This is a genomic window from cyanobacterium endosymbiont of Epithemia clementina EcSB, from assembly GCF_029919255.1.
In the GTDB taxonomy this organism is placed as follows: Bacteria; Cyanobacteriota; Cyanobacteriia; order Cyanobacteriales; family Microcystaceae; genus Rippkaea.
This window is the reverse complement of the sequence record NZ_CP123991.1, coordinates 2,506,260-2,521,404: the sequence shown is the minus strand read 5'-3', so window position 1 is coordinate 2,521,404 and position 15,145 is coordinate 2,506,260. Positions and strand designations below refer to the sequence as shown.

7 protein-coding genes and 1 tRNA gene are annotated in these 15,145 nt (G+C 35.5%); 3 read left to right on the top strand and 5 right to left on the bottom strand.

Annotation, left to right across the window (positions count from 1 at the left end):
• Positions 1-41 precede the first annotated feature (41 nt).
• A complete protein-coding gene (locus P3F56_RS08445; RefSeq protein WP_281152431.1) occupies positions 42-1,925 on the bottom strand; it encodes a DNA-directed RNA polymerase subunit gamma in 1,884 nt (627 codons plus the stop codon).
• 2,690 nt (positions 1,926-4,615) lie between these two features.
• Between P3F56_RS08445 and P3F56_RS08440 the strand changes: the two genes are divergently transcribed.
• Positions 4,616-5,569: a glycosyltransferase family 9 protein gene (locus P3F56_RS08440; protein WP_281153779.1), complete on the top strand. Its 954-nt coding sequence runs from the start codon at positions 4,616-4,618 to the stop codon at positions 5,567-5,569.
• A gap of 73 nt (positions 5,570-5,642) precedes the next feature.
• Here P3F56_RS08440 and P3F56_RS08435 read toward each other — a convergent pair whose 3' ends face one another.
• Entirely contained in the window at positions 5,643-6,857 is a 1,215-nt protein-coding gene (locus P3F56_RS08435; RefSeq protein WP_281152430.1) for a homocysteine biosynthesis protein, read from the bottom strand.
• A 932-nt stretch (positions 6,858-7,789) separates the two neighbouring features.
• On the bottom strand, positions 7,790-8,491 hold the full coding sequence (gene trmD / locus P3F56_RS08430; protein WP_281152429.1) for a tRNA (guanosine(37)-N1)-methyltransferase TrmD: 702 nt from the start codon (positions 8,489-8,491) through the stop codon (positions 7,790-7,792).
• 676 nt (positions 8,492-9,167) lie between these two features.
• Between trmD and ribBA the strand changes: the two genes are divergently transcribed.
• Entirely contained in the window at positions 9,168-10,835 is a 1,668-nt protein-coding gene (ribBA, locus tag P3F56_RS08425) for a bifunctional 3,4-dihydroxy-2-butanone-4-phosphate synthase/GTP cyclohydrolase II (RefSeq protein ID WP_281152428.1), read from the top strand.
• Between the two features lie 1,103 nt (positions 10,836-11,938).
• Here the strand turns inward: ribBA and P3F56_RS08420 are convergent.
• Together P3F56_RS08420 and P3F56_RS08415 are read right to left on the bottom strand one after the other, a co-directional pair.
• A complete protein-coding gene (locus tag P3F56_RS08420) occupies positions 11,939-12,745 on the bottom strand; it encodes a TrmH family RNA methyltransferase (RefSeq protein ID WP_281152427.1) in 807 nt (268 codons plus the stop codon).
• 37 nt (positions 12,746-12,782) lie between these two features.
• Positions 12,783-12,866: transfer RNA gene (locus P3F56_RS08415), tRNA-Leu, on the bottom strand.
• 247 nt (positions 12,867-13,113) lie between these two features.
• Between P3F56_RS08415 and murA the strand changes: the two genes are divergently transcribed.
• Positions 13,114-14,445, top strand: coding sequence for a UDP-N-acetylglucosamine 1-carboxyvinyltransferase (gene murA, locus P3F56_RS08410; RefSeq protein WP_281153778.1), 1,332 nt, complete (start codon positions 13,114-13,116; stop codon positions 14,443-14,445).
• The last annotated feature ends 700 nt before the right edge of the window (positions 14,446-15,145 follow it).

Below are 15,145 nucleotides of genomic sequence, written 5' to 3'. Positions count from 1 at the left end.
CACTACATTACAAAAAATCTACTTGTTGAGAAGACAGTCAATTAAATGGCAACCAGTGCATCCCGAATAGTTTTGTTGTAGATAATTCGACCTGGAGTAGTACGAACAAATTGAGCGAGAATTTCCCCATCCTTTTCCCGCGTTCTACGTTCGCGGTAATGTTTGACTAAACTTCCATCATCTAGGATTTCTGTTTTGAGAACTTCTTTATCAGGTTTGAGAGTGACTACTTCTTCATCTGTACCAATACGGAGCCAAATATAGGCATGTAAATCTAATTTTTCCTGTTCGTAAGCTTTTAGCGCGTCATCAAAACTTCCAAAATAGTTACCTGCTCCTTTTTGTGCTTTTGGATTTTCAGCAGTGAGATAATAACATCCTAGTACCATATCTTGAGAAGGAGCCACAATCGGCCTACCTGTTGCAGGGGACAAAATGTTATGACAGGCTAACATTAGTAGTCGTGCTTCAGATTGAGATTCTAATGAAAGGGGAACATGAACTGCCATTTGGTCGCCGTCAAAGTCAGCGTTAAATGCCGGACAGACCAACGGGTGTAACTGAATTGCCCGACCTTCTACTAAAATTGGCTCAAAAGCTTGAATCCCTAAACGGTGTAAAGTTGGTGCACGATTAAGCATGACGGGGTGGCCTGTAATGACTTCTTCCAGTACATTCCATACGCTAGGTTCTTCACGAATAATAAGCTTTTTAGCCGCCTTAATATTATTAACTAACCCTAAACGAATCAAGCGATGAATGACGAAAGGTTGGAACAACTCGATTGCCATTTCTCTCGGTAAGCCACACTGATAAATCTTTAGCTTAGGACCAACGACAATAACTGATCGTCCAGAGTAGTCTACTCGTTTTCCTAAGAGGTTTTGACGAAAGCGACCTTGTTTCCCTTCAATAATATCCGAGAGGGATTTTAATGCGCGATTATTGGCTCCGACAACCGTACGTCCTCGCCGTCCGTTATCAATTAGTGCATCAACTGCTTCTTGCAACATTCGTTTTTCGTTGCGAACAATGATTTCAGGCGCTAAAATTTCCTGCAAACGGGCGAGACGATTATTCCGGTTAATCACCCGTCGATAAAGATCATTGAGGTCGGAGGTGGCAAAGCGACCCCCATCCAGCTGAACCATAGGGCGTAAATCAGGAGGAATTACCGGAATTACTTCTAATACCATCCATTCTGGTCTAGATTCTGTCGCAATGAAGTTATCAATAACCCGTAACCGTTTAATTAATTTGGCTCGTTTTTGCCCTTTACTTTCGAGAATTTCTTCTCGGAGTTTTTCAGCGACTTCATCTAAATTAATTTCTCGTAGTAACCGTTGAATAGCTTCTGCACCAATTCCCACCTCAATTCCTTGCAGTTCAGAGTCTTCAGCGTAGATTTGGTCTTCGATCTCAATCCACTGATCTTCGGTTAAAAGTTGTTTGTAGGATAAGTTACTGGCATTACCTGGATCAAGGACAACATAGGAGTTAAAATAAACAATCTGTTCCACATCCCGCAAAGCCATATCTAAAAGGATACTCAGGTAACTTGGAATTCCCTTAAGATACCAAACGTGGGTAACGGATGCCGCTAATTTAATAAAACCCATACGATGGCGACGCACGCGAGATTCAGTTACCTCTACGCCACACCGTTCGCAGACAATTCCTCGGTGACGTACCCGCTTATACTTACCACACCAACATTCCCAGTCTTTGGAAGGTCCAAAAATACGTTCACAGAATAAACCATCCATTTCTGGTTTTAGAGTCCGGTAGTTAATGGTCTCCGGTTTAGTAACTTCTCCGACCACCACACCGTTGGGAAGAGTTCTTTCTCCCCACTGACGAACGCGTTCTGGAGAGGCTAAATTTATCTTAACGTAGTCAAACTGTGAATCTGCTTGTGGTTTCATACTTTATACTTGAATAAAAGATCAAAAATTCATAGATGGTTAAATCCGGACAAAACTTCTATTCCAGAATAGATAATCCCGCTACAACTTGGGCGTCACAGCACTTTAATCCATAGACTTGTAAATTCTTATAAAGAAAGTACCAGAATTCCTTAGTTATAACAATACTTTTATCTCTAAAACGGAGGATTATAGTTCAACAAATAACTTGTTCGAAGAAAACAGAAATTTGTTACTTTTGGATTATTTCAAGGAAATTAATTGAAAAATAGCCTTCAATTATGGAAACTGCGCCTGAAATCATAGATATTAATGACTGTATAGGGTCACTAGGATACTTTTATAGTCCAGTCTATGATTATACTATTTTTTTTCTTTTCCACCATAATTATCTCTGTTGTGAGGTACCATAGTTTTTTGTTTGAGGAATTTTATACACCGTAAATTTTTGCTATTAAGTCAGTTTTTGGCTTTTTTCCCTAAAAATAAGTTTTTTTAGGAAAACCTATACAATAAACTTTAGAGAAAATATTTGTATTTTTTTGATAAAAGTGAAGTCATTATCACTAATTTTTTCTCGATAATAACTTTGAGTCCATTAAAGAATATTTCAAAGTATGTTTCTTTTTCTTATTCATAGAGTTTTTCAAGTTAAAGTTATTAATAGATGGTTAATAACTTTAACTTGAAAAACTTCGATTTATATTAATTAGTATTTTGTTATGATTTAAGTTAATTCCTAAAAAAATATTTTGGTTTTACTTGAATTAAACTGCTTGTAAGCACTAAATAATTATCCTTAATAAGGACTGTGTTTATTTATTTTAGATCGTATTAGCTTAATACATATTTTTATTTAAAAAAATGTATTTTTTTTTTAAGATTGCCTTTATATAAAGTAAAATAAAAATTTTTACTTGGTTTATATTTTACCTAGCTCATGTATTCCTATGCCCTTTTTTTAAAAAAATCTAAAGTGTTCAATAATCTACTTTTTAATTTTTTTAAACCGATAGTTTTTAACTCTAACTTTTATTTTTTTTATTTTAAGTTTTTTTAAAAAAACTAGTTACATCCGGAATTATTCATTTTTTTTTAGATTTTAAAATTTTCCATACCCTTGTATATAAACATAATATTTCTAGTCTTGTTCTCGTCATTGAGTATTGTTTGTAGTCACGAATAAACTTTGATAATTCTTATTTTTTAAATTCTGTTAACTGAACTTTTAGACAAGCTTACATCTAAAATTAGCAGTTTCTAATTATTTTTATGTTGCACATTTATCTAAATAACAATTAGATTGATCTAGAATTAACTAGTGACATGTAAAGTCAAGAAACTTGAGATTGAAAATTGATATATTTTTTGATTTTAATAAGATCTACTTTTGACTAACTTTAATTTATAGTCAATAGCTTTTACTTTTACTGAGAAAATAGATAATAATTTCTGTAAAAAATACCTAATTTTTATATCTTTTCTGTGGTAAGATGGCACAATAAATATTTTGAATACTAATCCAGTAATCGAAATAGTTCTGAAGATTTAGTTTTATCTATTTTAATAGATTATTAAAAGTGTAAATTTTAATAATTCTATATTTTAGATTAAAAATAATATTTTATGCACATCATTAATTCAGATTTTTATTTTTTACTTCAAGCCTATTCATCTTTAAATAAGATATATTAATTTTTATTAAGCCAATTTTTTTTTTGAACTGTTGTTTATTTTTTTAAAATTCAATTAATTATTTACTTTTTGTTCATAAAAAAGATTTCTTATTAATTTAGTCTGCTTTATTAGATCAATTTATTCACATAGTTATTGAAAAATTTTTGGTATTCGTAACTGAAATCATCATTTTAGTAATTTTTTTCTGTAAAACTTGTAACTATTTTAGTTATTTTTTTATAAAAACTTCCCATTTTTATATTTTTTATGCTCACTCCTTTATTCAAAACTACTAATACTTAATAATAATTAATCTTTTTTGTAAGTACATTAATTCAACTGATTGCCAACCGTTTCAATATCTAAGTTTTTTTATAACTATTGCACTAAACCTTTTACAATCCCTTCTATTTTTTGTCAATTAATCCTAGTTTTTTTACAATATTTTTAGTATTTTTAATTACGTCAATTCAACTTTTACTTGAAGTCTTTTAATACATTTTTATTTATATAGATAAACTTATTTTTTAAAAAAAATCTTTTATGCAAGTTCTATTGAATTAATAATAATTAATCCTAAAATAGGTAGTTTTATTGTTCAATGCAAATCTCTCATAGTTATTTAACTTGTTTAATGAAGTTTCTTAGGAACTAAATTTTTATAAAAAAAATTGCTGCTGGGTCTATTTTAAAAAAAATAAACTATTTTAACTTTATTTAAAATTTGATTAGAAAAAATAGTAGATGATCCTCAATCTAGAATTAGATTTATTAAACGGAGTGAAGTATTTAACACTATAAATATAAATTTAGTCAAAATATTAAAACTAATATTATCTAATTTCTACATGACAGATTTAGACAGCTTCTATAAGCCTAACTTATAGTTAGGGAGTAAAAATGAAATAACTTTTACTGATAAAAAGAATTTATTCTGAACAGATAAGGGATTTAGGGGAATCTTCCCTTAGAATGAATCTGTTGTGCTGTGATTAAGCCGAAGGATCGTGCCTATGCGAATACTAGCCCTGGTTCCTGGGGGAATTGGCGACCAAATCTTATTTTTTCCTACCCTCGAAGATCTAAAAAACCAATATCCAAACGCCACAATTGATGTCATGGTTGAACCCCGTGCTAAATTGGCTTATCGGGTGTGTCCCTGTATTCATGACATTCTCATTTTTGATTATCAAGATCGCAATGGATTAGCTGATTATTTGAACGTCTTGGGTATGATCCGCGATCGCGAATATGATATCGCTCTTAATTTAGGACAAAAGTGGACCATTGACCTACTTTTGTGGTTGAATGGCATTCCTTTAAGAGTTGGGTATCGAAGCCAAACATCCTGGTTAGTATCTAACCCTGTTCCTCTTAAAACAGAACAGTACGCTTCTCATGTTGCCCACGACCTGCTAACCGGTTTTGGGATTCAATCTTCCTGTCCTCCCCTAACAATTGCCGTTCCAACGGAAGATATTGATTGGGCGCGAGCTGAACAGCGACGACTTGACCTAAAAGATAGTTATATGCTGCTCTATAATGGTTCAAGTCAAATTCCTCAAGAGTCCAAAGCTATTTATCCAGTTGAGCAATGGAGAACTATTATCGATGGTATTAAACAAAAACAGCCAAATTTATCAGTAGTGTTATTGCAAGATAGCAATAATTTGGAGCAAACCATTTTGATGCAAGAAAATTATCCCATGCTCAAAGTAACTCGACCTGGGGATGTCGGTAAACTGGCAGCTATTATCGCAGGGGCTAATTTGATCCTCTGTACTGATAGTGATCCTCTTCAGTTAGCCGTCGCGGTAGGGACTTATACCTTTGCTTTGTTTGGACCTACAGACTCAACAAAATTGTTACCATTGGGATCTGAGCGTTATATTGGCATTCAATCCTCTACTGATAAGGTAGCTGATATTCCACCAGAAACTATTATGGTCAAAATGTGGGGAAGCTAGATTCTACATTGAGGAAGGTATCACCATATATACCAAACTATAGAGACGTTGCTTGCAACGTCTCTGCTCCCATCTAATCCAGACTAATACGAGATCCCCATAAATCTTGAGGAATAAAAGCCCGATTTTTTGGTAAAGAAACCACGGGTTCGGTTAGGGTAAACTCTCCTGCTTTAATCCATTGCTTAAGTTCTTGGGCAACTTGCCGAGAACGAGAAATACTGGCTAAAGGAGCAACTCGAACTGTTTTCCCCTCAATGCTTATTTTTCCACTTTTGAGTTGAGCATAACTAACTAAACCAAAGGTAGGACGAACCCGACGGGGAATAGCAAAATCGACCACAGGAGCAACAATTTCCTGATCGTTAACTGCACAATGTTTAATTACGTCGGGAGAAAGAACCGGTAAGGGAATTCCTACTCCCAACATTAAAGACGGGCCATACTTGTGGAAGTAACACCCCCGAACCCATTTGGATGACATTTCTTTAGCATCTCCTATCAAGGCTAAAGTAGCTGCCGGGCCAATAGGAGTTTTATTAGGTAAACGTTTTTGTAAAGGAAAATGTTGAGTCCCTTCCCAAGCAATATAACCAATACCACCACCAAGGAAAATACGGGTTCCGATGCCAATCACTTCTAAGTTAGGATCATTAATTAACGGTCCAATCGCCCCTGGATTAGAATAAACTGCGTTGCCTAATTCTGGTTGCAAAGGGCCAAGATAAGTATAGAGGGAATGATCACCTCCATTAACCCCCACAATAAAATTCTGATATAGGTTGCGCGGATTATACAAATAAAATTGATTAATAGTCTCACGGGTAATAGTGGTCTCAAAAGAAGTTCTAGGATAACAATCAGTCGCCTGGCCAACCGCCCGTAAAGAAACGGGTTGACCAGCAATTAAATCTTCAATAACATGACCCCCGCCTCGTTCTGATATAGCTGTTCCCTGACGATTATCTCCATCAGCTCCTTCTCCAGTAACAGCATAATCAATCATCGCCGTTGCGCCTAAGTATAAATCCACCGCTCCAAATCCTGCATAGGCTGGAATTCCCTCAAGCCAACATTGACGAATTTTAATAGGGGGATCTGTATGGCCTAGGTTAATAATTGCTCCGGAAGATTCCATCGGTTCAAAAGTTCCCGTACAAATAACATCTACTTCCTCAAACGCTTGTTCTACACTACTATCTTGTACTCGTGTTTTCAGTTCTTCGACAGTCCACACCACCACCTGTTGGCGAAGGATTTTTTCATTAATTTCTTGAATAGTACGCATAGCCAATTATATTATGGAAATGGGAGGTCTTTTGAAATATTTTAGCTTTCTTTGAAAAAAATCAACAAAATAGCTCTAATTTATAACTTCAACATTTTATGTATAAGCAACACTTTATATTTGGCGCCACCTTTTTAGTTATAAATGGGATGAAGCAGTCAGATATGAGTGAGAAGAAGTCCTTTTTGTTGATCCCAAAAATGAACAAAGATTCGGCTTCTAACTTGACGGGCTATTCTATTACTTAGGAACTGTATACACAAGGTTTTATCGACGACAATAAAAAAAGGTTTCATCGAACATTTCTGACAGCTATTTTTTGACTGTTAACTGAGTAATTGGATAATAACTAACAAAACTTAATAACTTGTTTAGATACTTTATTTTTTAATAATGAACTTTAAATGAACTAAAAACTACTTAGAAATGAGAAATAGTTCTGTTACTTTCTGATGACTGCCCAGAAAATTTACTAAATTTTTACTAGTCGAGAGTTTTGTGAACAAATCCAAAGTTATCAGTGATAATTATAGTGTTTTAGGACTCATTCTACTTGTTTGCTCTCATTAAAATCATTCACTTTCCCATTCTGAACTCCAGAATAAATTGATTGTAGTTCCTATGAATAAGTAGATACTGATGACCGCTAAAACATTGGTGTTAACTTTTCTTTTAGTGGGAAATGACTCAGGGGACGAATTTCTGGTTATCTGCCCACTATCCTTGTCATATTTCAACTAATTTTATCAAAAAGTTTGCCCAGGAGGTAAAATGGACTAAAAGTGATGCAGTGTGAACGGAACTCTATTTAGGATAATCTCAAGAAAATCTTCAAAAATGTCAATATCAATAGACTAAATTCGATTTAGACTGTTATCATAATTATTGGGGCAGTTGATCAAACCAATTCAATTCAAGTCTTGATCTTGGATTTATTTATTGCCTTGAGAAGATTTTAACCATTTTTCCCACAAGTCAGATCGGCGTTCTTGAGTTCTTTGAAGTTGTTGTTGATAACGCCATTGTTCAATCGCTTGATGATTTCCTGATCTTAACACTTCAGGAACTTCCCAACCCCGAAAAATAGGGGGACGAGTATATTGGGGATAATCGAGTAGCCCAGCTTCAAAACTCTCAGCTTTAAGAGATTCAATCTTACCGACTGTTCCAGGTAAAAGACGAACGACTCCGTTAATTAAAGCTAATGCGGGAATTTCTCCACAGGTTAGAACAAAATCTCCTAAAGAAATTTCTTGATCAACTAAGTGGCGAATACGGTCATCCACTCCTTCATAATGGCCACAAATGAGAATCAATTGATTATACTCAGTGGCTAATTTTCGTAGTAAGGGTTGGTTAAGAGGTTGTCCTTGAGGAGTCAGTAAAATGATATTGGGTTTGGCCAATACGGATAAAGACTCTACTGCCGCAAAAATAGGCTCAGGTTTCAGAAGCATTCCTACTCCTCCTCCGTAGGGTTCATCATCTACGCGATGGTGCTTATCAAGAGCGAATCTGCGAGGATTGACGAGATTAACTCTGGCAATCTCTTTAACCAAAGCTCTTCCTAAGAGTCCCTCTTGAAGAGGGGAAGTAAAAAAATCAGGGAATAAGGTTATAACATCAATTTGCACAAGAATAGTCAATATATTTAAAAAATGTTGTCCGAAAGTCGTCTACCTATGTCGAGATAAAACCAACAGAGAGGATTCTATCATAAGGTAACGTCGTAATTTAACAAGATTTTTATGAATAATCATGTATTAATAATACTGGTTGTTGTACAATGGGCTCAGCATTTGACTTCAAATTAGATTGTTTATTTGTGGTGTACAAAAAGCTGCCGTCTGCACGTTTTCCTCAGTTAAGAGTTATCTACTAATGTAGCAGCCTCCGTATTAGGTTTGTTGTTTCTCCCAGGAACCCCCAGGAGAAAATTGCCGCTCAGGTATTTAACCGCACTCTTCTTAAGGAAAATGATTTTGAATGTGGACGTAATCACGGGGGAGTTGTCGATTCTCTTATTAAAAAAATTTAACGGAACAATCTTGAAGCTCAGAATAAAGCGGTTTTAGGTGAAATTGTGGATATTTAAACAGAATTGGATCGCATGGATAAGAGGAGATTGGTGGTTATCTTCCCTGAAAGTGTCACTCAGGCGATTTCTTCGGTTGAAAACCATAATCCAATTGCAGACGAAGATCTCTAAAGACTTTAGACCATGTCAAGACAACAGATTTTAATAGTTCATTGGTGAAAATGTCAAAATAGAACTATTAACTAAAAACTCTATCAATACTTCAATTGCCTGTGGACGCTTCATCAAACTCAAGTACCAAATTTGATTCTATCGATGCTGCTTTAGCTGATATTAAAGCCGGTCGCTCCGTTGTGGTAGTAGATGACGAAAATCGAGAAAATGAAGGAGATATAATCTGTGCTGCCCAATTTGCTACTCCGAATATGATTAATTTTATGGCAGTAGAGGCACGGGGGTTAATTTGTTTAGCCATGATGGGGGAACGCCTCGATTCCTTAGATTTGCCCCTGATGGTTACAAAAAATACTGATAGTAATCAAACTGCCTTTACCGTCAGTATTGATGCTGCACCCCATTTGGGGGTAACGACGGGTATTTCTGCTGATGATCGTGCCCGTACCATCCAAGTAGCAATTAACCCCCATACCCACCCTGACGACTTAACCCGTCCAGGGCATATTTTTCCGATCCGAGCCAAAGAAGGGGGTGTTCTTAAACGTGCTGGCCATACGGAATCAGCCGTTGATTTATCGAGGTTAGCAGGATTATATCCAGCTGGGGTAATCTGCGAAATTCAAAACTCTGACGGTTCTATGGCACGACTCCCTCAACTGTTCGAGTATGCCCAAAAACATCATTTAAAACTCATTAGCATTGCTGATTTAATCAGTTATCGTCTTCAACATGATCGCTTTGTCTATCGGGAAACAGTCTGTCAATTTCCCAGTAAATTTGGGACATTTCAGGTTTATGCCTATCGTAATGTTCTCGATGGAACTGAACATATAGCGATTGTTAAGGGAGATCCCGCACAGTTTATGGATCAACCGGTCATGGTGCGAATGCACTCAGAATGTTTAACAGGGGATGCCTTAGGATCACTACGTTGTGACTGTCGGATGCAACTGCAAACCGCCTTGAAAATGATTGAGGAGGCTGGGTTAGGGGTCGTCGTTTATTTACGCCAGGAAGGGCGAGGTATTGGGTTAGTTAATAAATTAAAAGCTTATTCCTTACAAGATATGGGACTCGATACGGTGGAAGCTAATGAAAGATTAGGGTTTCCGGCTGATTTACGCGATTATGGTATGGGAGCACAAATGTTAAATGATTTGGGTATTGAACAAATTCGTTTGATTACGAACAATCCCCGAAAAATTGCTGGTCTGAAAGGATACGGTTTAGAAGTAGTAGATAGAGTTCCTTTATTAATTGAATCTAATAATTATAATTCCAGTTATTTAGCAACAAAAGCTGACAAATTAGGGCATTTATTATTAAATACTTATTTAATAACAGTCGCTATTGATTGGGAAATCAAGGAGAGCTCAGCTAAAGAACGTTATGTTAATTTAGAGAAACTACGAAAGTTAGGACGTTCAGCTCAATTATTTTTACAGGAAGAAGTTAGACCTGTCGCAATTGCTTTGTTTGGTAGTCCTTCCTTGATTTTTCATCTAGGGTTTGAACAAGGAAAAATGGTTAATCCTCACTGGTATAGAAACTCAAAACATCCTTATTTACAGGCAATAGCTGAGATCCTTGATGAACTTTCTGGTTGGAAGAGTATCCAACGTCTAGAATTTCTCATTTCATCAGGGGATGATCCAATGTTAGGGTTGCAAGTTCAATTAGATCGTCATACTTTCCCTGCGACTCAAAAACCCTCTCAATATTTGACAAACTTAGAAATGCAAACTATATACAGTTTTTATTAGAAAGAGTATTCTTGAGAGGCTGTGTAAAATACTTAACACTTTAACAGTCCTCTTATCTTCTAAAATGTGGGCAAATAGGATTTTTGTTCAATCCTCACTTCCAACAATTTTGTTAAAAGTGAGGATTGAAACATGAACTCAGACAGCAGGGGATGTTGGACATAGTTAGAACAGAAAAAAATCATTACAATTTTAGACAGGATTAGCCCATTTTTTAGATTTACAGTTTATTAAAAGTCAAGATAGAGTAGCCTTTACCCCCAACACCTCGATTAACTATTAAAAAATATTCCTTTATTCTTGCTTTACTACTGATCAAATTATTTAAATAAAAAATACTATTTTTTCGATAGCTCTTTCTCGAATTTATCTCGTATATGAAATTTTGATAGTTTCTCTTAGGAGAATAACAAATCCTCTATTTTCCAGCTTTTTAAGTAAAAAATTTCCCAAATATAACTTAGAAAGATTTACCTTTTATTTGATTGGAATAGACTAAAGCAGCATTAAAATATAAAAAGGTAGATTTGTTGTTTATCTGCGAAAATCTATGGGTTAGAAGTGTATTATCGCCGTTTTAAACGATTAAAGTCATACTTTTGCGTTGTTATAAAAGTTTTGCCGCTGATGACCAACTAAATGGTATGGTAGCCAACTGCGTTGGCTTGCATTAAACTACATCATTGATTAACCTTAAATTCAGGTTAATCAATGATGTAGTATTTACTATCTGTATGTCCGAGTAAACACGATTGATTCTTGAAGTATTTAAAGTTTATAGTTGACAAAAATGAGCTTAAATAACTATTTATGTATAAAATCTTTTCTACTACTCTAATATGCTAAGATATGGTGTTAGTTCAAGTTGATAATTTTCAATATTACTCAAATTAAATTAGGAACACTTGAAAACATTTAACGGATAGAACCAAGGACATTTGCCGAAAATAAATTAGGACAATTTTAAGAAAAAATAATGGCTTTTCGAGAGTAGCTGTGATGACTTTATAAAAAACCTGGAAAGACTAAAATTATTGCCGTGTAATTTTAAAATGCAGTTAACCTAATAGTTTTAGGAGTTGTTAGATACTGACTTAGTAGACTCAGTTCAGCATAGAAGATATTTTTCTGTTAACTCGTTGTCGTTTTCCTTCATACAAAAGTACAGCACAGGCTATAGCTACATTTAATGACTCGACTCTTTTTCCTAAAGGAATGCTAACAATTTTATCAGCTAAAGCTACTAATTTTTGGGATAACCCTGCTCCTTCATTTCCCAATAAAATTAGAGTAGGTTGAGTCAAATCTATTTCCCAATAAGGTTGGGTTGCAGTTGGTAAAGTTGCAATGACTTGTACACCTTTCTGTTGATAGTTTTTAATGACAGTAGACAAATCAAAACTCACTATCATAGGAATATGAAACCAAGCACCTGCAGAACTTCTTAAGACTTTCGGATTATCAACTTCAACACTGTCATCAGTTAGCCAGATTCCATTAACTTCGGTAGCCACTGCAGTCCGAATAATCGTTCCTAAATTCCCTGGATCTTGTAGTCTTTCTAAGATTAAACCCAACTGAAAATTAGTGATCGCTGATTCTGGCTGTTTAAGGGAAACCATGGTTGCAACTACGCCATCAGGCTTAACAGTAGTTGTCATTGACTGCAGCACTTCTGTGGTAACGAGTTCGATACGTTGCGCCTTTTGAGATGCAATTGTCCATAATTGAGGATTACGAACTTGCCATTGTTCCGTAAAACATAATGTCACCAGGGAACAATTGGTCTGACAAGCCGTCCTTAATAAGTGAGTCCCTTCCAAAAGCAATAGGTTTTGTTCACGCCGTCCCTTAGTACGATGTAACTTCTTGATCTGCTTAACAAGAGGGTTCTTAATACTAGTAATCATTGGGGATCTTTAAATATTTACCTCGATCCTAATCTGATGCGGAACTCGGGACTTGAACCCGAAAGTCCTTGCGGACACTAGAATCTGAATCTAGCGCGTCTACCAATTCCGCCAGTCCCGCAATTTGACGCAGTTGCCTTTTAAGGTTAACTAATTTGGCTAATTAAGTCAAGAATTAAAACCCATAATTATCAATACTCTACTCTTTTTTTGCCTCTTTTGCCAAGTTTAAGCGGATATATTAAGAGTTAACCTAGACTTTTTGGGTTATTTAAGGTTAAATTGTAGACGAATTTTAATTAAAAACTATAATCTTTGTATAGTTTTTAAAAAAAACAATCATAAAGATCAACTTTATCTTAATGTCCATGCTCTCTCATCTTGAAAAACAGCAAACGGTTTTAGAAATTCAGGGTCAAACTCCTCTAAAAGGAGAAGTGATCATTAGTGGAGCTAAAAACTCTGCTCTTGCCCTGATGGCAGGTTCTCTTTTGTGTTCTGGAGACTGTCGCTTGAGAAATCTCCCTTCCTTAGTTGATGTTAACCGCATGACCCAGGTTTTAGCGGCTTTAGGAGTTAAACTTCAAAGAAACGGTAACATTTTAGAGATCAATGCTCGAAGTATTGGCAAATCCCAAGCACCTTATGAATTGGTATCCCAACTGCGGGCAAGTTTCTTCGTTATAGGTCCATTATTAGCCCGTTTGGGCATGACTCGTGTACCATTACCAGGGGGCTGTGCCATCGGAGCCAGACCAGTAGATCTTCATGTACGAGGGTTACAAGCCATGGGCGCTGACGTTCGTATTGAACATGGAGAAGTCCATGCCTGTGTTAAAGGGAGTCGTAATCGCTTAACGGGAGCAAAGATTTATTTAGACTATCCGAGCGTTGGTGCCACAGAAACAATTATAATGGCAGCAACTTTAGCCGATGGGGAAACTATCATTGAAAATGCGGCCCAAGAACCGGAAATTATTGATTTAGCAAATTTTTGTTGTTCTATGGGAGCTAAAATTCAAGGAGCAGGAACTAATAAGATTATTATTTCTGGGGTTGAGCGTTTACATAGTACAGACTACTGTGTTATTCCTGATCGTATTGAAGCAGGAACCTTTTTAATTGCTGGAGCTATTACTCAATCTGAAATCAGTCTATTTCCCGTAATTCCTGAGCATATAGCTTCAGCTATTGCTAAATTGCGAGCTATTGGACCCCAGGTGATTATTGAAGAGCCTAATCGCTTACGTTTAATTCCTGCACCGTTACGGGCAACTGACATTGAAACCTTACCTTTTCCTGGGTTTCCTACTGATATGCAAGCCCAATTTATGGCTTTATTAACCCTAAGTGAAGGCAATAGTGTTATTACCGAAACTGTATTTGAAAATCGTCTGCGGCATGTGGCAGAGCTCCAACGAATGGGAGCAGATATCCGCGTTAAAGGTAACATTGCTTTAGTACGGGGAGTTCCTTTTCTTTCTGGTGCGCCAGTCATGGCAACGGATTTACGGGCTTCCGCTGCCTTAGTATTATCGGGCTTAGCAGCTCAAGGAAAGACCTTAGTACAGGGTTTGCATCATTTAGATCGTGGTTACGATAATTTAGAGAGAAAGTTACGCCAATTAGGGGCTAATCTCCGTCGAGTTAATCTTGCTTCTGAAGAAGAATTAACCTCATATTCAACAGTGACCAATTAGTAGTAAAAAGTAGAAATGTAACTAATGTAGGGTGAATAGTTTTCACCCTTGGTTATTTTGTTAATAGCTATAGATTGGACTCTCAATTAAGAGTTATGTTACATAGTAATTTATCGTCAACATGTTTGTTGATAATTAATGAATGGTGCAACTAAAATTTAAAGAGTAACCAAGCTAAAAAACAGATCGATATGATTGATTTACTTTTTGGAGATCAAGTAACTCATCTATGATTACTGTATTAAAGTCCGTTTATCATGATAGCTTTCTTTTCTTGTCAATCACTTATATCGTCCTGTATTTTTTTAAAAAATAACTTGTTTTCCCCTAATCTTGAAAGTTTAGAGTTTCTTCTAAAAAACAAAGTTATACTATATTCTGTTTTTATTTTGTTAAATATTTACTCAAATAAAGTTAAGTGAATTAGCTTTTTTTGGCTGTGGTTATTAACAACTCTATTGGAAATTATTTTCCTGATACTACAAGGTATAAAATTGCACAATATACTTTTTAGACTTGATACTGGTTTAACTAATGAAATCTTTTATCTGTTGATATCGGTTCATAGATTACACGTCTTGACAGAAGTAATTTTATTGTTATTGATGTATTTTCATTTTTTGATACAAGGTAAATTATACTTCTGATCAACTCGATATTAATGCAGTGCTACTATCCTGGCACTTTGTTGATATTGTTC